Raw genomic sequence first — 22443 nt, 5'->3', positions numbered from 1 at the left:
GAGGATGAGCCGATGGCTGATTCACTGGTGATCGTGGAATCGCCCGCCAAGGCGAAAACGATCGGCAAATATTTAGGCAGCAAATTTATCGTAAAGGCTTCCATGGGCCATGTTCGCGATTTGCCAAAAAGCCAAATCGGAGTTGAAATAGAAAACGAGTTCAATCCGAAGTACATTACGATCCGCGGAAAAGGTTCCGTGCTCAAAGAGCTGAAGGACGCCAGCAAAAAGGTCAAAAAGGTTTATCTCGCAGCCGACCCCGATCGCGAGGGGGAAGCGATTGCCTGGCATTTGGCGCATGCGCTTGAACTGGACGATACGGAAAACTGCCGGGTCGTATTCAACGAAATTACGAAGCAGGCCGTGAAGGACGCGTTCAAAACGCCGCGCAAAATCAACATGGATTTGGTCAACGCCCAGCAGGCGAGGCGGATTTTGGACCGTCTGGTAGGCTACAAGATCAGCCCATTATTATGGAAGAAAGTCAAAAAGGGATTGTCCGCGGGGCGGGTCCAATCTGTCGCCGTCAAAATCATCCTGGACCGCGAAAACGAAATCAACGCTTTCGTTCCTGAGGAATACTGGTCCATCACCGCCAAGCTTGCCAAGGGCAGCTCGGTGTTCGAAGCGAAATTCCATCAGCTTGAAGGGCAAAAGAAGGAGCTTTCGAAGGAAGAAGACGTCCAGGAGGTTCTGAAGGCCATCAAAGGGGCTACCTTCAAGGTGGCCGAGGTCAAAGAAAAGGAACGCCAGCGGCATCCGTCGCCGCCGTTTACGACAAGCTCCCTTCAGCAGGAAGCGGCCCGCAAGCTGAACTTCCGCGCGGCCAAAACGATGTCCGTCGCCCAGCAGCTGTACGAAGGGGTCGAACTCGGCAAGGAAGGCACCGTCGGTTTGATTACTTACATGCGTACCGACTCGACGCGAATTGCCGCGTCCGCGCAGGAAGAAGCTAAAGGTTACATCGGCGAAAAATTCGGCGGCGATTTCGTGCCGGAAACCCCGCGCGAATATTCGAAAAAGGCGGCAAACGCGCAGGATGCGCACGAAGCGATCCGCCCGACCTCGGTGCTCCGCGATCCCGAATCCGTCAAGGCGTTCATGAGCCGCGACCAGTTCAGGCTGTATAAGCTGATTTGGGAGCGCTTCGTGGCGAGCCAGATGGCTTCCGCGGTTCTCGATACGCTGTCGGTGGATATCGCCGCCGGAACGGCCGTATTCCGCGCATCCGGCTCCAAGGTGCGTTTTCCGGGCTTCATGAAGGTGTATGTCGAAGGAAACGACGACGGCACGACTGAAGAAGAGAAATTCCTGCCCGAGCTGACGCCGGGAGATAAGCTGAAGAAGGAAGACATCGAGCCGAAGCAGCATTTCACCCAGCCTCCGCCGCGGTATACGGAAGCGCGTCTCGTGCGCACGATGGAGGAGCTTGGAATCGGACGGCCGAGTACGTATGCCCCGACGCTGGAAACGATTCAGAAGCGGGGTTACGTGGCGATCGAAGACAAGAAATTCGTTCCCACCGAGCTGGGAGAGCTGGTCATCGAGCAAATGGAACAGTTTTTCCCTGAAATTCTCGATGCGGAGTTTACCGCTCATATGGAAGAAGATCTGGACCATGTGGAGGAAGGCGCCGAGGATTGGGTGAAGGTACTGAAGGAATTTTACGAATCCTTCGAAAAACGCCTGGAAGTCGCCGAGGAGGAAATGAAGGAAATCGAAATCGAAGACGAGGTTTCCGACGAAATCTGCGACAAATGCGGCAGGCCGATGGTTTACAAACTGGGTCGGTTCGGAAAGTTTCTGGCATGCTCGGGGTTCCCGGATTGCCGGAACACGAAACCGATCGTCAAGGATATCGGCGTGACTTGTCCGAAATGCAAGGAAGGCCACGTCGTGGAACGCCGCAGCAAAAAAGGGCGCATCTTTTACGGCTGCGACCGTTATCCGGAATGCGATTTCGTGTCCTGGGACCGTCCTTCCAGCGTTCCTTGCCCGAAATGCGGCTCGTGGATGGTGGAAAAGCGGAACAAGCAGGGAGCCCGGCTGCAATGCACCTCCTGCGATCACACCCAGGAAATCGAAGAAAACGATGAAGACACAGTCTAACAGCATGTTGTATGCATAGTAGGAGGTAATGAAATTGACCGAAGCAAAACAGGTGACCGTCATCGGCGCGGGTCTGGCAGGCAGCGAAGCTGCCTGGCAGATCGCGAGCCGGGGCGTACCCGTGAAATTATATGAAATGCGTCCCGTCGTCAAAACGCCCGCCCACCATACGGACAAGTTCGCCGAACTCGTCTGCACGAATTCCCTTCGGGCCAACGGTTTGACCAACGCGGTCGGCGTGCTTAAAGAAGAAATGCGGATGCTGGATTCGATCATTTTGAAATCGGCGGACAAAAACGCGGTTCCCGCCGGAGGCGCGTTGGCGGTGGACCGGGACGGTTTTTCCGGCGATATTACGAACATTCTGCACAACCATCCGCTGATCGAGGTCGTAAACGAAGAAATACAGCATATACCTGAAGAGGGGATCGTCGTCATCGCGACAGGCCCTCTGACATCCCCTGCTCTCTCTGCCGAAATTAAAGCGCTCATGGGCGAGGAGTATTTTTATTTTTACGATGCGGCAGCGCCGATCGTCGAAAAAGATTCCATCGATATGAGCAAAGTGTACCTGGCTTCCCGCTACGACAAAGGCGAAGCCGCCTATTTGAACTGCCCGATGACCGAAGAAGAGTTCAACGCGTTTTACGATGCGCTCGTTTCGGCCGAAGTCGCGCAGCTGAAGGAATTCGAGAAAGAAGTTTATTTCGAGGGCTGCATGCCGATCGAAGTGATGATGAAACGCGGTAAACAGACGGCTTTGTTCGGTCCGATGAAGCCCGTCGGCCTGGTGAATCCTCATACGGGCGAACTTCCGTACGCGGTCGTGCAGCTGCGCCAGGACAACGCGGCGGGAACGCTGTACAACCTCGTAGGGTTCCAGACCCACCTGAAATGGGGCGAGCAAAAACGGGTGTTCTCCATGATTCCGGGACTCGAAAATGCCGAATTCGTCCGCTATGGCGTCATGCACCGCAACACGTTCATCAATTCGCCGCGCCTGCTTAAGCCTACATATCAGCTTAAGACGAACGAGAATCTGTTTTTTGCCGGGCAAATGACCGGAGTGGAAGGATATGTCGAGTCGGCCGCATCGGGGCTTATAGCGGGCATTAACGCCGCCAGAAAGGCCAAAGGCGAGGAGCTCGTCGTTCTACCCGAAACCAGTACGATCGGCAGCATGGCGCATTACGTCACGAATGCCGATCCGAAGCATTTCCAGCCGATGAATGCGAACTTCGGTTTGCTGCCGGCACTGGGCCAAAAAATCCGCAATAAAAAAGAGAAAAACGAGGCGCTTGCCAACCGGGCGCTCGCCAGCATTGCCGAATTCGTCAAAGAATACGGCGCCTCGAAAGCAGGGGCAGGAAGCATAGAGTAGGAGGCTTGACGGACATGGAGATGTCATTTCACGCAACGACGATTTGTGCCGTGCGTCACAACGGGAAGGCGGCCATCGCCGGCGACGGGCAAGTGACGTTCGGCGAGAACATGATCATGAAGCAAACGGCCAAAAAGGTACGGCGGCTCTACAGAGGGCAGGTCGTGGCCGGCTTCGCCGGATCCGTGGCGGATGCCATTACCCTTTTCGAAAAGTTCGAAGGCAAACTGGAGGAGCATCACGGCAATCTGCAGCGCGCGGCGGTGGAGCTTGCCAAGGACTGGAGATCTGACCGCGTCCTCCGCAAGCTCGAAGCCTTGATGATCGTCATGGACAAGAGCGGCATGCTGCTGATCTCCGGAGGCGGAGAAATCATCGAGCCTGACGACGACGTCATCGCGATCGGGTCGGGGGGCAGCTTTGCGCTGTCGGCCGCCCGGGCGCTGAAACGTCATGCGCAGGATCTCGAAGCGAAAGACATCGCGCGCGAGGCGCTGAAAATCGCTTCCGAAATTTGCGTCTACACGAACGGGAATATCATCGTGGAAGAGCTGTAAGGACAGGGGGATGAACATGGTGAATCAGAACATGACGCCAAGACAGATTGTCGCCGAATTGGATAAATATATCGTCGGGCAGAAACAAGCCAAAAAATCCGTAGCCGTCGCCCTTCGCAACCGGTACCGCCGCAGTCTTCTTCCCGACGAGGACCGCGACGAAATCGTTCCGAAAAACATTTTGATGATCGGGCCGACCGGCGTGGGCAAAACGGAAATCGCCAGACGTTTGGCCAAACTCGTCAACGCGCCGTTCGTCAAAATCGAGGCCACGAAGTTTACCGAGGTCGGCTACGTCGGCCGCGACGTGGAGTCCATGGTCCGCGATTTGATCGAAACGTCGATCCGGATGGTCAAAGGCGAGCGGATGGAAAAGGTCAAAGACCGCGCGGAGGAGCTTGCCAACGAACGCATCGTCAAAATCCTCGTGCCAAGGAACGCGAAAAACAAAGGCCAGCGCAATCCGTTCGAAATGCTGTTCGGGAACGGGAACAACGAGCCGCAGGACCAGGACGAAGACCAGGAGCTTGAAGGCTCGATCGCCGAAAGACGGCGCCAGGTCAAATTCAAGCTGCTGTCCGGCAGTATGGAGGACGACCTGATCGAAATCGACGTGGAGGATACGACGCCGACGATGATGGATATGCTTGCCGGCCAAGGCAACGATCAAATGGGCATGAACATCCAGGAAATGTTCGGCAGCCTGCTCCCGAAACGAACGAAAAAACGGAAGCTTACGATCAAGGAAGCGCGCAAGGTGCTGATTCAGGAAGAAGCGACGAAGCTGATCGACATGGACGACGTCATCGCCGAGTCGGTGTCCCGGGCAGAGCAATCCGGCATCATTTTTATCGATGAGATCGACAAGGTGGCCAGCCAGGGCAAAGGAAGCGGCCCTGACGTGTCCAGGGAAGGGGTGCAGAGGGATATCCTTCCCATCGTCGAAGGTTCCACCGTCATGACCAAATACGGCCCCGTAAAGACCGATTTCATCCTGTTTATTGCGGCCGGCGCTTTCCATATCGCCAAACCGTCCGATTTGATTCCGGAATTGCAGGGACGTTTCCCGATCCGTGTCGAATTGAACAGCCTGTCGCTGGATGATTTCGTGTCGATTTTGACGGAACCGAAAAACGCGATTACGAAGCAATACAAGGATTTGCTGAAGACGGAAAACCTCGAAATCGACTTTTCGCCCGAAGCCATCCGGGAGATTGCCAAAATTGCCGCAACCGTGAACGAAAACATGGAAAATATCGGCGCGCGCAGGCTGCACACCATCCTGGAGAAGCTGCTGGAGGATCTTTCGTTTGAAGCGCCGGAGCTGACGCTGGAGCACATGACGATCACGCCGGAGTATGTGCGGGAGAAACTCGCCGGTATCGCGCAGGACCGCGATCTCAGCCAGTATATTTTGTGATCATAGACATAGGTAACCCGATCGGAAGCCTTAAAGGCTTATATTCTGATCGGGTTTTTGTCGCTAAAACCGGTCGTTTAGTAACGGATCGGGAAAATATGAAATCTTTTTGAAAAATCATACTTTCGCAAATCGGAAAATCCGGGACTAATTCGCCTCGTTTTTGGCGAAAACTGGCGATGCGCAAGGTTGTCCTAAACCTCTAATCCCTTATATGGAGCAGAATTACAAATATTTCGACTCAAATTAAGAAAAAAGCCCCTCTTTTAGTCAAAAGATAGGGCTTTTTTCTTATTGTAATAAATCCCAATCTCTAAGAAACTTAGGATATACGACAAGTTAGTAATTTTTTCTACTTAAGTCCCAAAAATCTTGTTTATTTTGATTGGTTTTGTCGAAAAAAACAGGATTTCGGAGGACGAAGTAGAAAATTTCATATATGTAAGATCTGTAAAAAAGGGGGGCAGAACATGGATTTGTTGAACAGCACCAGCTTTCGGCTTATGGAGGCTGGATTGCGTGCGGCTAACATCCGGCAAAATGTCATTTCCAACAACATCGCGAACGAGGAGACGCCTTATTTCAAGCGCTCGGACGTGTCGTTCGAAAATTTGCTGCAGCAGGAAATGAACGGCGGTGCGATGCCTCGGTTGCGCGGCAAAGTAACGGATCCCCGGCATTTTGTCATAGGACCTGCCAATTCGATCCCGGAGCCGGTCGTCACCACGGATCGGTCCACCGCGATGAACAATAACCGGAACAATGTCGATGTCGACAGCGAAATGGCGAATCTGGCGGCAAACCAAATTCAGTACAATTCTTACATCCAGCAAATCAATGAACAAATCAAAATGATGCGCGTAGCGGTAGAAGGGAGATAAGAATAGATGAATTTGAACAGCAGTTTTGGCATCAGTGCATCCGGCCTGACGGCGCAGCGCCTCAGAATGGATGTCATTTCTTCGAATATCGCCAATGCGGAAACGACCAGGGCATCCGTCGTCAACGGAAAAGCCGTGCCTTACCGGCGCAAGATGGTCGTTTTAGCGCCGAATGAGTCGAAATTCGAGAATATGCTGCAAGCACAATTGAATGGGGAGGGGAGCTCGGCTCGGGGAGTGAAGGTCAATGCGATCCAAGAGGACCAGACCCCTTTCAAGCCTGTTTATAATCCGAGCCATCCGGACGCGGATGCAGAAGGGTATGTGTACATGCCTAACGTGGACCTCACCAAGGAAATGGTGGACCTTATTTCGGCGTCGCACGCGTACAATGCGAACGTAACGGCGTTAAACGCCTCGAAAGCGATGATTATGAAGGCTTTGGAAATCGGCCGGTAGTTCCATAGAACCATAAATGCATTAAGGAGGGACATTGATGATACAGAACACCATGTTCAACACGCTCAACGTACAACCGCTTAAACTTCAGGAAAGCACCCCGGGCGGAAAAGATACGCCGGCGGAATCGCTTAGCAAGTTCGGTACATACCTGGAAAATGCCATCAGCCAAATCGCAGACCAGGAAAAAACGTCCAAGGACATGAGCACGAAATTCATGCTCGGGCAAGTGGATGTGGACCAAGTCATGATTTCCTCGGAAAAAGCGCTGCTGAGCCTGCAGCTTGCGTCCCAAGTCCGCAATAAGGTCATCGAGGCCTATCAGGAAATCATGCGCACGCAAATCTAATCGTAAATGGCTAAGATTCGGGTAGGGTGGGTGACGTTGTGAATGAAAGAATCGCCCAATATAAGGACAGAGTCGTCCAATATTGGAATCAGTTCAGCAAGAAACAGAAAACCATTTTTATTTCAACACTCGCATTAATCGTCATTGCCATCGTGGTATTGACCATTCAGCTTTCCAAAACGGAATACGAGGTCGCCTTCAAGGATTTGAACGCCAGCGATTCCGCAGGCATCATGAATTATCTGGACACGAACAACATTCCGTACAAGCTCGGTCCCGACGGGAAAACGATCTCGGTGCCCAGCGCGCAGGCTGCCCGCATCAAGGTGGATGTCGGCTCCCAAGGCATCATCCAAAACGGTTCGATCGGATTCCGCGCTTTCGACAATTCCTCTTCGATCGGAACGACGGACAGCGAGTTTAACGTAAAGTATAACAACGCTTTGAACGGCGAAGTCGAACAGCTTCTCAAGCAAATGAACGGCATTTCCAACGCGAAGGTGCTCGTCACTCTGCCAAAGGAAAGCGTCTTTGCAGGAATGGACGACCAGGAAAAAGGCAACGCATCCGTCGTGTTGACCTTCAAACCGGGTTACCATCCGAACCAGTCGACGATCGACGGATATTTCAACCTCGTCAAAACGGCGGTGCCGAATCTTCCGATCGAAAACATCACGATGATGGAAGGCGAAAGCAACACGGAGCTTCTTCCGTCCGCCAGAGGCGGGCAAGGAACGCTGAGCAGCTCGGTAGAAGAAAACTTCGCGCTGCAGAAGAAATTCGAAAACGAGGTGCGCCAAAACGTCAAGCAGTTCCTGGGCCAGTTTATGGGTCCGAACAAAGTCGACGTGCTGGTTGTGTCGAAGCTGAATTTCGACAAGGTTCAGAGCAAGGAAAACCTGGTCACGCCGGTCGATGCCGAAAACATGAAGGGCATTGAAATCAGCGTGCAGGAAATATCGAAAAACTATACGGGCAAAAGCAGCCCCGAAGGCGGCGTGGCAGGAACCGGCCAAACGCAGGTGCCGTCCTATCCGGGAGACGCGTCCTCTGGCGACGTCACTTCCGAAGATTTGTCCAAAACGATCAATTACGAAGTGAACCGGATTACGAAGGATATCGTCTCGAGTCCTTATACCGTTAAAGATTTAACCATTAATGTAGCCGTTGAACCGCCTACCGGACAAAAAACGGTGGATCAGCAAACGAAAGATGCCATTCAAAACATTTTGGTGAACATCGTCAGGGCATCCCTTGCGGATTCGGGCTCTACATATACAGACGCAGATCTGGCCAAAAAAGTTTCGGTTTATTCGCAACCTTTTGGCGAGGAACAGACCCCGGCGAAAGGCTTGCATCTTTCCAAAGGAGTTCTGTGGGGCATCGGTCTCGCCGCGCTTGCTCTGCTTGCGGGAGGCGCGTTCCTGATTTTCCGCCGTCGCAAACAGAACGAAGAACTGGAAGAGGATCTTCCGCTGCCGGCTCCGACAGAGTTTCCGTCCATCAGCTTGGAAAGCGTGACGAACGAAAGCCAGGTGCGGAAGCAGCTTGAAACGCTGGCAAAGAAAAAGCCGGAGGAATTTGTCAATCTGCTGCGTACATGGCTCGCTGACGAATAGAGGTGAAATGACTTGGTAAAACCAAACAGCCAGGGGCTCAGCGGGAGGCAAAAAGCGGCGATCCTGCTGATTACGCTCGGGCCGGAAGTCTCGGCTCAAATCTTCAAGCATTTAAGGGATGAAGAGATCGAGCAGCTAACTTTGGAAATTGCAAACGTACGGAAAGTGGACAGCGTGGAAAAAGACATGATCCTGTCGGAGTTCCACCAAATCTGTCTCGCTCAGGAATATATATCCCAAGGCGGCATCAACTACGCCAAGGAAATTTTGGAGAAGGCGCTCGGCCCGCAAAAAGCGATCGAGGTCATCAACCGCCTGACGGCGACGCTGCAGGTCAGACCTTTTGATTTTGCGCGCAAAGCGGATCCGAACCAGATTTTGAACTTCATTCAAAACGAAAACGCGCAGACGATCGCGCTTGTGCTGTCCTATCTGCAGTTCGAACAGGCGGCTGCCATCTTGTCGTCCCTGCCGCAAGAAAAGCAGGCCGACGTGGCAAGGAGAATCGCCGTCATGGACAGCACGTCGCCGGAAGTCATTGCGCAAGTGGAGCGGGTTTTGGAACAGAAGCTCTCGGCTACAGTCACGCAGGATTACACGAACGCCGGCGGCATCGAGTCGATCGTCCAAATTTTGAACGGCGTCGACCGCGGCACGGAACGGACCATCCTCGACTCCCTGGAAATCCAGGATCCGGAGCTGGCCGAAGAAATCAAAAAACGGATGTTCGTGTTCGAGGATATCGTCAACGTGGACAACCGTTCCATTCAGCGGATCATCCGCGACGTCGAAAACTCGGACCTGCAGCTTGCCCTCAAGGTGGCGAGCGAAGAGGTGCGCGACGTCATTTTCCGCAACATGTCCAAGCGGATGGCGGAGACCTTCAAAGAAGAAATGGAATACATGGGTCCGGTGCGGCTGCGTGACGTCGAAGAAGCGCAGACCCGCATCGTAAGCACGATCCGCAGACTGGAAGAAGCCGGTGAGATCATCATAGCTCGCGGCGGAGGAGATGACATTATTGTCTAATCTAATCAAATCTTCCCAATACATTCCGGTCGAAGCGCTGAAAAAGCTGGACCTCGGGCATCGTTACGTTCCGCAATCGGAAGCTTCTCCGATGGAAGAAAAAGCGTCCGAAGAGATCAGGAAAATCGAAGCGGATGAAGAAGCGAAGCGGCTCAGCAAGGAGATGCTCGAGGATGCCCGCGAGTTCGCCGAACGGCAGCTGCGCGAGGCTTCGGAGGAAGCGGAGCGCATGCTGGCGGAAGCAAGCGGGCAGATCGACAGCTGGTGGCAGGAGCGCAGGCTTCAGGACGAACATTTGGTCGAAGCGCTCAAATCCGAAGGTTACGACACAGGGTACCGGGAAGGCTCGGAGAAGGCGATGGCGGATCTTCGGGACCAAATCGGCCGGATGATGGACGAAGCGCAGACGGTGCTGAAGCAAGCTTATTTAATGAAAGAACAGATCATTCAGGAGGCCGAGCCGTTTCTGGTCGAACTCAGCTGCGCCATCGCCGAGAAAGTGATCGACAAACAGCTGACGCTCGAACCGGACTACGTGATCGAACTGATCAAAAACAATTTATCGCGCAAACGGGAGCAGGGCGTCATCACGCTTTGCGTGGCGCCGAAACATTTCGCTTTCGTTCAGGCTGCAAGGGAAGAGCTTGCGGCCGCGATCGACTCCCAGGCGGAGCTTCAAATTTTGCCGGATTCGACGGTTCACGACCAGGGCTGCGTCATTCGCTCGTCCTTCGGCAGCATCGACGCGAGAATCGATACGCAGCTGACCGAAATCAAAAAGGAACTGATTCGGATCGCGCTGGATGACGAGGAGCGGAGCAACCAAGATGAAGATGCTTAGCAGCGAACGATACAAGGAACATCTGCGGAATTTGGACCCGGTCAGAATCAACGGCAAAGTCACCCAGGTGATCGGGTTGATGGTCGAATCGGAAGGACCGGACGCCAGCGTCGGCGATGTCTGCTACATATATCCGACGAAAAGCTCTAAACCGCTGCAGGCCGAGGTCGTCGGCTTCCGGGACAACAAGGTGTTGCTGATGCCGCTGGGGGAGCTCCATTCCATCGGTCCGGGCTGCGACGTTGTGGGAACGGGCAAGCCGCTTAGCGTTCAGGTCGGCTCCGAGCTGCTTGGCAAAGTTCTCGACGGGCTCGGGCAACCGCTCGATGGATCGCTGATCCCGACCCGGATGCCGTACAGTTCGACGTACAACGAGCCGTCCAATCCTTTGACCCGACCAAGGGTCAAGGAACCGATCAGCATCGGAGTGAGGGCAATCGACGGATTGCTTACGATCGGCAAAGGGCAGAGGGTCGGCATTTTCGCCGGCTCCGGCGTCGGCAAAAGCACGCTGATGGGCATGATTGCCCGCAACACGGACGCGGACGTCAACGTGATCGCCTTAATCGGGGAACGGGGACGCGAGGTTTTGGACTTTATCGAAAGGGACCTGGGGCCGGAGGGGCTGCAGCGTTCGGTTGTCGTCGTCGCGACGTCGGATCAGCCGGCGCTTGTCAGGATCAAAGGCGCCCTGATCGCGACGACCATCGCGGAATATTTTCGCGACCGGGGAATGAACGTCATGCTGATGATGGACTCGGTAACCCGCTATGCCATGGCGCAGCGCGAGGTGGGCCTGGCCGTCGGCGAACCGCCGGCGATGAGAGGCTACACGCCTTCCGTCTTCGCCAGTTTGCCGAAACTGCTCGAACGGGCCGGAACGGGACCGACGGGTTCGATTACGGCCTTTTATACCGTTCTGGTCGACGGCGACGACATGAACGAACCGATTGCCGATGCGGTCCGGGGGATTTTGGACGGCCATATCGTGCTTAACCGCAACATCGCCAATAAGGGGCATTTTCCCGCCATCGACGTGCTCGCGAGCATCAGCCGGGTGATGAAGGATATCGCGCCGAAAGAGCAGATCGAAGCGGCGGACAATTTAAAAAGGCTGATGGCCGTTTATAAGGACTCGGAGGATCTGATCAACATCGGCGCCTACCAACGAGGTTCCAACGAACAAATCGACGAGTCGATCGATTATATCCAGCAGATATGGGACTTCACCAAGCAGAAGGTGGACGAGAAAGTAACGCTGGAGCAGGTGCAGGAGCGTTTGATTTCCGAATTTTCAAGGAGATGACCTTAAGGGATGAAATTTCAGTATGCGTTCCAGAAAATCGTGGATTTGAAAACCAATGAAAAAACACAAGCTGAATGGATGCTATCCAGCGCGATCGGAAGATTGCAGGAAGAAAAGAAATCTCTTGAAGAGCTGCTTGAAAGCAGGGAACGGATGGCGAAACAGCTCCAGGAGGCTGCCGAACGGCGGGCGCCGGTAGCGAAAATACGCGAGTTCCAAATGTATGCCGACCATTTGCAGCAATGCATCGCCAAAAAATATTCCGACGTCGAGCGGGCGGACAGCAATGTCCAAATGAAAAAACATCAGCTGACCCGCAAAATGCTGGATGAACAGGTCTGGCTCAAAGCGCGGGATAAGGCTAAAAGTTCCTTCCAGCAAACCATGCTCCTGAGGGAACAGAACGAACTGGATGAAATGGCAACAGTCAGGTTCGCCATGAGAGCGAGATAGATGGAACGAATCGAAACGATGCTGTGGCCTCGGGGGTGGATTGATTTTGGCAGATAAAGATTTTGATATAGAGAAAGAGTCTGCGGGAGGGTTTGAAAAGTTTCTGTTTTTCATGATCCCGATCATTTTTACGGTCGTGCTGATCGGCGTGCTGCTTACGCTTTTTAACGTCGATGTTCGAAACAGCGTGCTGGGCATTGCGGATAAAATCCCGGTCGTCAAAAACTGGGTTCCCGAACCCGTCAAAGACCCTGAAAAAACAAAGCTTCAAAACGCGAAAGATCAGGTCAAAAGCGCTAACGCGACGATCGACGAGCTTAAAAACAAACTGGCGGCCAAAGAGGCTGATCTGCAAAAGGCCAAGGAAGAAAAAGCCGAGCAGGAACAGAAAGTGAAAAGCCTGCAGGACCAGCTGGAATCGGCGCAAAACGCGGAAACCGCAGCGCAGGGCGCAAATCCGGAAAACGCCGATCCCTATGAAAAGCAAATCAAGGATTTGGCCAAGATGTACGCCGACATGAGCCCGAGCAAAGCCGCGCCGATCATGCAGAACATGACGACCGAAGAAATGGTATTGCTCCTCAGCAGCATGAAAACCGACAGCCGGACGGCAATCCTGGCCAAGATGGACCCGAAGATTGCGGCGGATGTATCGATGAAACTGAAGGATGCCGTTTCTTCGAGCGATTTGGCGATCGCGGCGCTGCAATCCCGGATCAGCAAGGATGCGGCGGAGGAAAAAACCAGCGCGTCGAGCGGCCTGGACAAAACGCAAATCAGCCAAACCTTTGCGAGCATGCCTGCCAAAAGCGCAGCGGAGCTCCTCCTTGCGACCTATAAAATATCGCCCGACAAAGTATTGAAAATTTTGAACGAGGTGGCCGACTCGACCCGTTCCGGCATACTGGACGCGATGAACGCCAAGGATCCCAAAACGGCGGCCGTCATCTTGAACAAATTGATGATCAAGTAAGATCAGCCCTTTTCGGTTCGTGAAAGGAGGTGAAATCATATGAGTCTCGTTTTTCAAAACGTGGCCGCCGGAAACTCCCCAAGCGGAAAAACAGCGGCTGCCGGCGGTAAGCAGGCGGCGGGAACGGGGGCCGTTGCGGGCGTATTCAACCAATCGCTGGCGCAAATGATGACGGGGGATGCCCCGCAGCCAAGCGCCGCGATCGTAAATGCGGGCACGCTGCTCGAAGGCCTCCTCCAACTGGCGGGGATGGGCGCAACCGGCGAAGAAGCAGGCGGCGATGAGCAAGGCGTTCTGGACCTGCTGCAAAGCCTGACCGCCGACATGGACAAGCTGGACGAGGCGGTTGCGGCCGATCCCGAGCTGCTTGCGGCGCTTCAAGGCTGGCTGCAGCAAGTTCAAAACCTGCTGAACCAGACCAATTCGGCGGGGAACGCGGCGCAGGCGGAAAACGCGGATGCGCTGACGGGCCCTCTTTCCGAAAGTCCGGCGACGATTCGATTTGTCGTGCAGGACGGGATGGAGCAGCTCGCCTCCCTGCTGCAAAAACGGCAAGGGGCGTCAGGCAAGGCGCAGCATCAGGCGCTTCAGCTTCTCCAGTCGTTCCAGGAGCTGATCAACAACGGGCAGGCGGCGCCATCGAAGCCGCTCGAGGCACAGACGTTTGCGGCCCAGAGCAAAAATGCCGCGCTCGAACCTCATATCGGCGCTTTGTTTAAAGGCGTACAGCCTGCAGGCAGCGAGGGCAGCGAGCAGACGGCTGCCGGGGACCGCCAAGAGCAGCCTAACGACCCGTTTGCTACGCAGCATACGGTAACGGCCGGCCAGCTGGCATTGCGACACGGCATCAACGCTTCGGCGAAAGCCGCGGCACCGGTACCGGTCGAAAAATTTTCGGAAGAGATGAGCGGATTTGTCGTCAAAAATCTGGAATTCGTGAAGCAGCAAGGAATTTCGGAGGCAAGAATCACGCTTTATCCGGAGCGCCTGGGCCAAGTGGACGTCAAGCTGACGATGCAAAACGGCCAGCTGATCGCGCAATTTTCGACCGAGCATGCGGCCACAAAGGATCTGCTGGAACAACAGATGAGCCAGCTTCGTTCGACGCTGCAAACGCAAGGCGTGCAGGTTGAAAAGCTGGTCGTAACCCAGAACCCGTCGCCGCAATCGCAAATGTACCAGGACGGCGGACGCCAGCCGGGAGCAGGTCAGCAGCAGTCCAACCGCCGCTCCAAGGAGAAGGAAACGCCTACCGACGACGCGATCAAAATCGCGGAACTGGGGGAAGAGCTTAGCGAGTGGCTGGCAGCCCAGGAACAAGCGGACGGCGGCAACATGTTTACGGCAAAAGCTTAGCCAGACGGAGGTGAAAACAAATGGCTTCGGAAATTTTCTCCACACCGAATGTATGGCCTAATTATTCGGCTGAAAACGTCGCAAGAGCGAGCAACAAAAAGCAGGAGCTGGGAAAGGACCAGTTTTTGAGCATTCTGATCAAGCAGCTGCAAAACCAGGATCCGATGCAGCCGATGGAGGACAAAGAGTTCATCGCGCAGATGGCCCAGTTTACTTCGGTAGAGCAGCTGATCAACATTTCCAAACAGCTGAATGCGATGAGCCAGTCCCTGGGCAACGTCTCCGGCCTGATCGGCAAGGAGATCAGCTGGATCGACGACGCGAACAAGGACAAGGGCGGCGAAAGCAAAAGCGAGATGAAATCGGGCGTCGTGGACTCCATCATCGTGAAAGACGGCGTTCAGTACGCGTCCGTTGGTTCGCTGGCGATCCCGTTGGACAAGGTCATTGAAATCAAAGAAGCGCCCAAAACCGAGGAACATCCGGCGCCGGATCAAACGCCTCCCGCAGATGATCCGAAAGGTGCGGAACCTGCTGGCGCTGATTCGAATACCGACGCAACCGGAAGCGGTGAATCGGCATGAATGAACGCATAACCATCGGGCAGCTGTATCCTTCCAAGATGTATCCCGCAGTCAAAAACGCCGCTCAGCGAAGCTTGCAGCGGGAAACGCCAACAACCTCGTTTGACCGGCTATTCCAACATGAGCTGCTGAAATTCAGCAATCATGCGGCCAAGCGGCTGGAGCAAAGAGGCATTGAACTGCAGGGAGACCAGTTGGCCAAAATTCAAGATGCCGTTGACAAAGCGGCAGCTAAAGGAAGCAAGGAATCGCTCATCTTGCTGCAAGACATGGCGCTGATCGTCAATGTGGCAAACCGGACGGTCGTGACGGCGATCGACGGAAATTCGATGAAGGACAACGTGTTTACGCAGATCGACAGCGCGATCGTTATATCTTAATCTGGCTGGCCCGACAGGAAGCCAGTGGACCGCTGACCGACAGACGCGGTCCTTACATGACGAGGGAGGAATAAAACTATGATGAGATCCATGTATTCCGGCGTATCAGGCATGCGGGGGTTCCAGACCAAGCTTGACGTCATCGGCAACAACATCGCAAACGTGAATACGATCGGCTTCAAATCCGGACGGGTCATGTTTAAGGATGTCATAAGCCAGACCGTTGCAGGTATTACGGCCCCGGAAGACTCTGTTCATGGCGGCGTGAATGCCAAACAAATCGGCCTTGGCGTATCCGTTGGTTCCATCGATACGATGCATCTGGGCGGCAGTGCCATGATGACGAATAATCCAACGGATTTGCGCATCGATGGGGACGGATTTTTTCTTGTGAAGCTGGATCCGGCGCAGGACCCGCCTTTTTTGACCCGGGCTGGCGATTTTCATATTGATGCTTTGCAGCAGCTCGTTACTTCGGATGGCCTGTTTGTGTGCGATACCGACGGAGCGCCGATCAAGCTGCAAAGTAACACGGTCTCTTTTTCAATCTCTCAGGATGGAACGATCATCCAGAAGCTCGATGACGGAACGACGGACAACGGAACGAAGATCGGCGTGGGCAAAGTGCCCAACCCGGAAGGCTTGGAGAAAATCGGCGGGAACCTGTTCCGGATGACGCTGAACGCCAAGGAAGACGGACTGGTCGACTTCCCGGCCGACGCCAATGACGCCACGAAGGGCACGGGCGCGGTCATCGCCGGGCAGCTTGAGATGTCCAACGTGGACCTGACGAGCGAGTTCACGGAAATGATCGTGGCTCAGCGCGGCTTCCAGGCCAACTCGCGGATTATTACAACGTCCGACGAGGTTCTTCAAGAGGTCGTCAATCTGAAACGTTAGTAAATGATCGTAGCGGGAGAGGGGCCGCCTCTCCCGAATTTCCATAGGAGGCTCTGCTATGATTTCTGTTACCCGGTTAAACGGCTCACCAATATGGCTGAACGCTTTGCTTATCGAAACAGTGGAAGAAACGCCAGACACCTATATTACGTTGGTCACAGGCAAACGCATGATCGTTTTGGAAAAAGCAGCTGAGGTCATTTCCTTGGTGAAACAATACAATCAGGAAATCGGCGTTCACAATGCCACAATCAAAGTGCAACAAATGGAGGAAAACTCATGAAAAAAATGCTGCCCTGGCTGATTACCATACTTCTGGCGATAACACTGATCGTGGTTGCTGCTGTTTTGCTAGCGCCTCAATTCGGAAAAGACTCCAATTCGAATGCTGCGGCTCCGGCGGCCGAGGGGAAAAAATTATCAGCGGATGAACTCGTGGAAATGACGTCTGAAATCAAAGATATCAAAACCAATCTTGCAGATCAGGATTATATCGTATTGATGAATTTTGCGTTCCAATTGAACGATAAGAAATCCAAAGAAGCATTCGACAAGATCAAGGAGTTTAAAATCAAACCGATTATTATCAAAACCCTTGCAGACACCAAGCCGGAAGAATTAAAGGGCTCGGACGGCAAGGACCAATTAAGCGCAAAATTGATCAATCTGATCAATAAGACCCTGACTGAAGGGAAATTGAATCAGATCGAAATCACAGATTACCTGGTAACGCCGATCTAAACGAAGGATTCTCCCTAACATGCTGTAGAGAACCCAAGACAATCCTTTAAGGGGGTGAGATGATTGGTTGACGTATTATCGCAAAATGAGATCGACGCCCTGCTTGCCGCGCTTTCGTCCGGCGAAATGGATGCGGAGGAACTGAAAAAAGAGGATAACCAGAAAAAAGTCCGGTCCTATGACTTCAAACGGGCGGTCCGCTTTTCCAAAGACCATATCCGGAGCCTCACGCGCATCCATGAAAACTTTGCCCGTTACCTGACGACGTATTTTTCGGCACAGCTGCGCACTTTCGTGCAAATTAGCGTCGTACAGGTCGAGCAGCTTCCTTATGACGAATTTATCCGGTCGATTCCTAAAATGACGATTTTGAACATTTTCGAAGCCGAGCCGTTGGAAGGAAGAATGGTGCTCGAGGTTCACCCCAACGTTGCGTACGCGATGCTGGATCGTTTGCTGGGCGGAGTAGGCAATGCGCCCACGAAGATCAATACCCTGACGGAGATTGAGACAACCATCATGGAGAGGATTTTCAGCCGGGCTTTCGACAGCCTCGCTGAGGCCTGGAAAACCGTGCTGGATATCTCGCCCCGGATGGAAGCGATGGAAACGAATCCGCAATTCATGCAAATCGTGTCTCCGAACGAAACGATCGCGCTTATATCGCTGAGCACCAAAATCGGGGATACGACGGGAATGATCAACCTCTGCATACCGCATGTCGTGCTTGAACCGATCATGTCCAAGCTTTCGGCGCACCAATGGTTCGTTTCGGAGAAAAAATCAAGCATCCCTGAAGAAGCCGAATCGCTCAAGTACCGGATCAGTCAGGCGAAGCTGAATATCGTGGCCGAACTCGGCACGAGCCACATTTCCGTATCCGAATTCCTGAGCCTCAGCGTCGGGGATGTCATCAGCCTCAACAAAGCGGTGGGCACCGGCCTGTCGATCCGGGTAGGGGACCGCCTGAAGTTCATCGGAAGCCCGGGAACGCTGAAGGATCGGGTAGCGGTTCAAATCGACGAAATTGTCAGCGAAGGAGTTGAGGAATTTGACGAGTAACGAATATTTGTCGCAAGAAGAGATAGACGCTTTGCTTAAGCAGTCCGAATCGGATTATTCCAAAGGATCGGGCACGATGACGGTGGACGATTATTTGACGCCGCTGGAACAGGACGCGCTCGGCGAGATCGGAAACATCACGTTCGGCAGCGCCGCGACGGCTCTTTCCACGCTTCTCGGCAAAAAAGTGGACATCACGACGCCGAAAGTGTCCATCATCACGCGCGAGCAGTTTGAATCCGAATTTCCCAAACCGCATGTCGCCGTTCACGTGACGTATGTCGACGGATTCGAAGGGATCAATTCGCTGGTCATCAAAACGCGCGACGCCCAAGTCATTGCCGACCTGATGCTTGGCGGCGAAGGGAACCCCGAAGATCAAGAGCTGAACGAAATACATATAAGCGCGGTTCAGGAAGCGATGAACCAGATGATGGGTTCGTCCGCAACCTCGATGTCCACGATTTTCAACCGTTTCGTGAACATCTCGCCGCCGGGGATCGATATTTTGGACGTGGCCAGCGGGGACGGCGTCAGCAGCCTTCCCGCGGACGAGACGCTGATCAAAATCTCGTTCCGGCTCCGAATCGGGGATTTGATCGACTCGACGATCATGCAGCTGCTGCCCGTCCGATTCGCCAAGGACATGGTGAATATTTTGATTCACGGCGCCGATTCCGTCGAGCAGCTCATTGAGGAAACGGCCGCAGCGGCCCAGGCTCCCGAAAAGCCGGCTCCGAGCCCGCAGCCGACGCCGGCCCAGCCGCCGCAGCAGCAGTCGATGCCGCAGCCGCAACAGGCCCCAAGCCAGCAGCCTCCGGGTTACCCGGGAGACTACCCGGCCGCAGGCCAGCCGATGCCCGGCTATGAGCAGAACCCGCAGATGCCGCCGTACGGAATGCCTCAGCATTACGGCACGCCGTATAACCGGAACGTAAACGTGCAGCCCGTGCAGTTTTCGAATTTGCAATCCCCGGCCTATGGCCCGGTCGATCAAAATAATTTGAACTTATTGATGGACATTCCTCTGAAGGTCACCGTAGAATTAGGAAGGACCCAGAAGCAAATTAAGGATATCTTGGAAATGTCCCAAGGTTCGATCATCGAACTGGACAAGCTTGCGGGCGAGCCGGTGGATATTCTCGTAAACAACAAGCTGATCGCCAAAGGCGAAGTCGTTGTCATCGATGAGAACTTTGGCGTACGCGTCACAGATATTCTCAGCCAATGGGACCGAATACAAAAATTACAATAGCAAAATTTAGGGAGGATTTTTAATCAATGGCAAACCGTATTCTTATCGTGGATGATGCAGCATTTATGAGAATGATGATCCGTGATATTTTGACTAAAAATGGTTTCGAGGTCGTCGGAGAAGCGCAGGACGGGGCGCAAGCGATCGAAAAATTCAAGGAACTTCGCCCGGACCTGATTACGATGGATATCACCATGCCTGAAATGGACGGCATCGCAGCCCTGAAGGAAATCAAGAAGCTGGATCCAAGCGCGAAGGTCATCATGTGTTCCGCCATGGGCCAACAGGCGATGGTCATCGACGCGATCCAGGCCGGGGCCAAGGACTTCATCGTGAAGCCGTTCCAAACGGACCGCGTGATCGAAGCGATCAATAAAACGTTGGGCGTTTAATCTTCCATGTTCAGCGCCGATATGCAAACGCCCCAAAACCCGGGAAATTATGCGCTTAATCTGGTGTACGTCATCGTTGTTCTGGCGGTCATCGTCGCACTCATCGTGCTTTTGATCCGTTTTCTCGGAAGAAAAAACAAAACATGGTTCACCAGCCGAGCGGTTCGGACCTTGGGAGCCGTCGGACTTGGACCGAACAAATCCCTTCAGATCATTGAAATCGGCAGCAGCCTGTATCTGGTCGGCGTAGGCGAGGACATTCGCCTGGTCGACAAGATTACGGATCCGGAAGAAGTGAAGCTGATCATGGAGGCATTCGAGCAGGAAGCGGGCGCCCGGGCGGGCGCGTTTTCCCCGGTGCTTGAAAAGCTGGCCTCCAGGTTCCGCAAGCAAGGGACGTTGTCGGAAGAGATTACACTCGAGGATTCATCCTCTTTTCACGAAGTCTTCGACGAGAAGCTGCGAAAAATGTCCAGCCGAAAGGAAAAGATGGAGGAGCTTCTCCGCGAAGACAATACTACAGATCGGTTGAGGGATCCATGAAAAAGAAGGTTTTGCTAGCTTTCATCGTTTTATCGGTTATCAGTTTGCTGGCCTTGACGGCGGCATTCGCCGATCCCATTCCCAATATCGATATCCAGGTAGGCGATTCAGGAGGAAAACCGAGCACCAGCTCATTGTCGATTTTGCTTCTGGTCACTGTCATCAGCATCGCGCCGGCGCTGCTGGTGCTGATGACAAGCTTTACCCGGATCGTGGTTGTGCTGGGGTTCGTGAGAACGTCGCTTGGCACGCAGCAAATGCCGCCCAATCAGGTGCTTGTCGGCCTGGCGCTGTTTTTGACGCTGTTTGTGATGACACCAACGTTTTCATCGATCAACGACGTTGCCCTGCAGCCGTATCTGAAAGGCGAAATTACCCAAACGCAGGCGCTGGAAAAAGCGGCGGAGCCGATGAAAAAGTTTATGTTTTCGCAAACGAGGGAAAAAGATCTGCTGCTGTTCATGAAATACACCAAAACGGAAAAACCCAAAACGTACAAGGATATCCCGCTCACCGTCATGGTGCCGGCCTTTGCGATCAGCGAGCTGAAAACGGCGTTTCAAATGGGATTCATGATATTCATTCCGTTTTTGATCATCGATATCGTCGTGTCAAGCACCTTAATGGCCATGGGGATGATGATGCTCCCGCCGGTCATGATTTCGCTGCCGTTCAAAATATTGCTGTTCGTGCTGGTGGACGGATGGTACCTGGTCGTCAAGTCGCTGCTGTTGAGTTTTAATACATGATGGATGAGAAAGGCGAAGGAGGCCGGCCATGAATTCTGATTTTATTATCGGCCTTGCGGGACAAGCAGTATATACCGTGCTGAAGGTAAGCGCGCCGATGCTGCTGCTGGGGCTGATCGTCGGCTTGATCGTGAGCATATTCCAGGCGACGACCCAAATCCAGGAGCAGACCCTCGCGTTCATTCCTAAAATCGTGGCGGTGCTGCTGGCGCTCCTGCTGTTCGGGCCTTGGATTTTAACGACGCTTGTCGATTTCACCTATAACATCTTCGACAACTTATATAAGTATATCGGTTAGGCGGTAGCGAACTATGAACATGCTGCTGAATAGCTTGCCGGTTTTCATGCTTATTTTTTGTCGAATCACCTCTTTTTTTGTTGTAGCGCCTGTGCTGTCTTCCAGGGGAGTCCCTAACGTTTTCAAAATTGGCATGTCCTTTTTCCTGTCCGTTCTCGTATTTCTCACGTACGGCGTCCATCATGAGCTGCCGGCCGACCTGACTTACGTGCTGCTCATCATCCGCGAAATCCTTATCGGCTTGGTGCTGGGGTTCGTCGCGTATCTGCTGTTCGTCGTCATTCAGACCGCCGGCGCGTTTATCGACATACAGATCGGATTCGGCATCGCCAACGTCATCGACCCGATGACCGGGGCATCGGCACCGGTTCTCGGAAACTTTAAATACATGTTCGCCCTTTTATTGTTTCTTGCGATGAACGGGCATCATTACTTGATCGACGGGATCATACGGAGTTACGACTGGGTACCGCTGTCCAACGATTTTTTTATGAAGCTTTACAACGGAAGCATATCCGATTTTTTGGTTAAAACCTTCGGCCAATCGTTTGTGCTGGCCTTTCAGATGTCGGCGCCGATCGTTACCGCGTTGTTTTTGACGGACGTGGGACTCGGTTTTTTGGCCCGGACCGCTCCGCAGTTTAACGTATTTGTGATCGGGATGCAGCTTAAAGTGATTGTCGGCTTGATTGTGCTGCTGCTGATCGTGCCCAGCTTTTCGTATTTGTTCGGCGATTTGTTCGGGATCATGTTCGAATCGATGCAAAATCTGCTGGGGCTGATGGGGCGCAAGCCGACCTAAGCAG

The 22443-nt window shown here is 53.5% G+C and carries 26 protein-coding genes; all 26 read left to right on the top strand.

The window, feature by feature from the left end:
- Positions 1–12 precede the first annotated feature (12 nt).
- The 26 genes from topA (at position 13) to fliR (ending at position 22439) form a co-directional block, all read left to right on the top strand.
- The gene (gene topA, locus MKY58_RS17175; RefSeq protein WP_339321335.1) at positions 13–2109 is read left to right on the top strand and encodes a type I DNA topoisomerase; all 2097 of its coding nucleotides are present in this window, start codon (positions 13–15) and stop codon (positions 2107–2109) included.
- Between the two features lie 34 nt (positions 2110–2143).
- Positions 2144–3490, top strand: coding sequence for an FADH(2)-oxidizing methylenetetrahydrofolate--tRNA-(uracil(54)-C(5))-methyltransferase TrmFO (gene trmFO / locus MKY58_RS17170; protein ID WP_339321334.1), 1347 nt, complete (start codon positions 2144–2146; stop codon positions 3488–3490).
- 14 nt (positions 3491–3504) lie between these two features.
- Positions 3505–4047, top strand: a complete 543-nt coding sequence (gene hslV, locus MKY58_RS17165) for an ATP-dependent protease subunit HslV (RefSeq protein WP_212948919.1) — start codon at positions 3505–3507, stop codon at positions 4045–4047.
- A 16-nt stretch (positions 4048–4063) separates the two neighbouring features.
- Positions 4064–5467, top strand: a complete 1404-nt coding sequence (gene hslU / locus MKY58_RS17160; protein WP_339321333.1) for an ATP-dependent protease ATPase subunit HslU — start codon at positions 4064–4066, stop codon at positions 5465–5467.
- Between the two features lie 470 nt (positions 5468–5937).
- Positions 5938–6348 (top strand): flagellar basal body rod protein FlgB, encoded by a 411-nt coding sequence (flgB, locus tag MKY58_RS17155; protein ID WP_339321332.1) that lies wholly within the window; start codon positions 5938–5940, stop codon positions 6346–6348.
- A 6-nt stretch (positions 6349–6354) separates the two neighbouring features.
- Positions 6355–6807, top strand: a complete 453-nt coding sequence (flgC, locus tag MKY58_RS17150) for a flagellar basal body rod protein FlgC (protein WP_339321331.1) — start codon at positions 6355–6357, stop codon at positions 6805–6807.
- A gap of 37 nt (positions 6808–6844) precedes the next feature.
- Entirely contained in the window at positions 6845–7156 is a 312-nt protein-coding gene (fliE, locus tag MKY58_RS17145) for a flagellar hook-basal body complex protein FliE (protein WP_339321330.1), read from the top strand.
- A gap of 38 nt (positions 7157–7194) precedes the next feature.
- Complete coding sequence (gene fliF / locus MKY58_RS17140) at positions 7195–8775, top strand: flagellar basal-body MS-ring/collar protein FliF (protein ID WP_339321329.1); 1581 nt, start codon at positions 7195–7197, stop codon at positions 8773–8775.
- A 12-nt stretch (positions 8776–8787) separates the two neighbouring features.
- Positions 8788–9804 carry a flagellar motor switch protein FliG gene (gene fliG, locus MKY58_RS17135; RefSeq protein ID WP_036706899.1) on the top strand — a complete coding sequence of 339 codons (1017 nt, stop codon included), beginning with the start codon at positions 8788–8790 and terminating at the stop codon, positions 9802–9804.
- A complete protein-coding gene (locus MKY58_RS17130) occupies positions 9797–10645 on the top strand; it encodes a FliH/SctL family protein (RefSeq protein WP_339321328.1) in 849 nt (282 codons plus the stop codon). Before fliG ends, MKY58_RS17130 begins: the two co-directional genes overlap by 8 nt.
- The gene (gene fliI / locus MKY58_RS17125; RefSeq protein ID WP_212948921.1) at positions 10632–11951 is read left to right on the top strand and encodes a flagellar protein export ATPase FliI; all 1320 of its coding nucleotides are present in this window, start codon (positions 10632–10634) and stop codon (positions 11949–11951) included. Before MKY58_RS17130 ends, fliI begins: the two co-directional genes overlap by 14 nt.
- A gap of 9 nt (positions 11952–11960) precedes the next feature.
- Positions 11961–12404: a flagellar export protein FliJ gene (fliJ, locus tag MKY58_RS17120; protein WP_036706910.1), complete on the top strand. Its 444-nt coding sequence runs from the start codon at positions 11961–11963 to the stop codon at positions 12402–12404.
- A 46-nt stretch (positions 12405–12450) separates the two neighbouring features.
- A complete protein-coding gene (locus tag MKY58_RS17115; RefSeq protein ID WP_339321327.1) occupies positions 12451–13377 on the top strand; it encodes a kinesin in 927 nt (308 codons plus the stop codon).
- Positions 13378–13416: 39 nt separating this feature from the next.
- Positions 13417–14733 carry a flagellar hook-length control protein FliK gene (locus MKY58_RS17110; protein ID WP_339321326.1) on the top strand — a complete coding sequence of 439 codons (1317 nt, stop codon included), beginning with the start codon at positions 13417–13419 and terminating at the stop codon, positions 14731–14733.
- Between the two features lie 20 nt (positions 14734–14753).
- Positions 14754–15317, top strand: a complete 564-nt coding sequence (locus MKY58_RS17105) for a flagellar hook capping FlgD N-terminal domain-containing protein (RefSeq protein WP_339321325.1) — start codon at positions 14754–14756, stop codon at positions 15315–15317.
- Entirely contained in the window at positions 15314–15697 is a 384-nt protein-coding gene (locus tag MKY58_RS17100; protein ID WP_339321324.1) for a TIGR02530 family flagellar biosynthesis protein, read from the top strand. The genes MKY58_RS17105 and MKY58_RS17100 overlap by 4 nt, the downstream gene beginning before the upstream one ends.
- A gap of 78 nt (positions 15698–15775) precedes the next feature.
- Complete coding sequence (locus MKY58_RS17095; protein WP_212948925.1) at positions 15776–16597, top strand: flagellar hook-basal body complex protein; 822 nt, start codon at positions 15776–15778, stop codon at positions 16595–16597.
- A 58-nt stretch (positions 16598–16655) separates the two neighbouring features.
- Positions 16656–16880: a flagellar FlbD family protein gene (locus MKY58_RS17090; protein WP_036706922.1), complete on the top strand. Its 225-nt coding sequence runs from the start codon at positions 16656–16658 to the stop codon at positions 16878–16880.
- On the top strand, positions 16877–17338 hold the full coding sequence (locus MKY58_RS17085) for a flagellar basal body-associated FliL family protein (RefSeq protein WP_339321323.1): 462 nt from the start codon (positions 16877–16879) through the stop codon (positions 17336–17338). Before MKY58_RS17090 ends, MKY58_RS17085 begins: the two co-directional genes overlap by 4 nt.
- A 63-nt stretch (positions 17339–17401) precedes the next feature.
- Positions 17402–18400 carry a flagellar motor switch protein FliM gene (fliM, locus tag MKY58_RS17080; RefSeq protein ID WP_339321322.1) on the top strand — a complete coding sequence of 333 codons (999 nt, stop codon included), beginning with the start codon at positions 17402–17404 and terminating at the stop codon, positions 18398–18400.
- Positions 18390–19655, top strand: coding sequence for a flagellar motor switch phosphatase FliY (fliY, locus tag MKY58_RS17075; protein ID WP_339321321.1), 1266 nt, complete (start codon positions 18390–18392; stop codon positions 19653–19655). Before fliM ends, fliY begins: the two co-directional genes overlap by 11 nt.
- Before the next feature lie 26 nt (positions 19656–19681).
- Positions 19682–20047: a response regulator gene (locus MKY58_RS17070; protein WP_212948929.1), complete on the top strand. Its 366-nt coding sequence runs from the start codon at positions 19682–19684 to the stop codon at positions 20045–20047.
- A gap of 6 nt (positions 20048–20053) precedes the next feature.
- A complete protein-coding gene (locus MKY58_RS17065) occupies positions 20054–20590 on the top strand; it encodes a flagellar biosynthetic protein FliO (protein ID WP_339321320.1) in 537 nt (178 codons plus the stop codon).
- Positions 20587–21339: a flagellar type III secretion system pore protein FliP gene (gene fliP, locus MKY58_RS17060; RefSeq protein WP_339321319.1), complete on the top strand. Its 753-nt coding sequence runs from the start codon at positions 20587–20589 to the stop codon at positions 21337–21339. Before MKY58_RS17065 ends, fliP begins: the two co-directional genes overlap by 4 nt.
- Before the next feature lie 28 nt (positions 21340–21367).
- The gene (fliQ, locus tag MKY58_RS17055) at positions 21368–21637 is read left to right on the top strand and encodes a flagellar biosynthesis protein FliQ (RefSeq protein ID WP_212948930.1); all 270 of its coding nucleotides are present in this window, start codon (positions 21368–21370) and stop codon (positions 21635–21637) included.
- 13 nt (positions 21638–21650) lie between these two features.
- The gene (fliR, locus tag MKY58_RS17050; protein WP_339321318.1) at positions 21651–22439 is read left to right on the top strand and encodes a flagellar biosynthetic protein FliR; all 789 of its coding nucleotides are present in this window, start codon (positions 21651–21653) and stop codon (positions 22437–22439) included.
- Positions 22440–22443: the final 4 nt, after the last annotated feature.

The organism is Paenibacillus sp. FSL W8-0194 (assembly GCF_037969745.1).
Classification (GTDB): domain Bacteria; phylum Bacillota; class Bacilli; order Paenibacillales; family Paenibacillaceae; genus Paenibacillus_AQ; species Paenibacillus_AQ cookii.
This window is presented reverse-complemented; position numbering and strand designations above follow the sequence as displayed.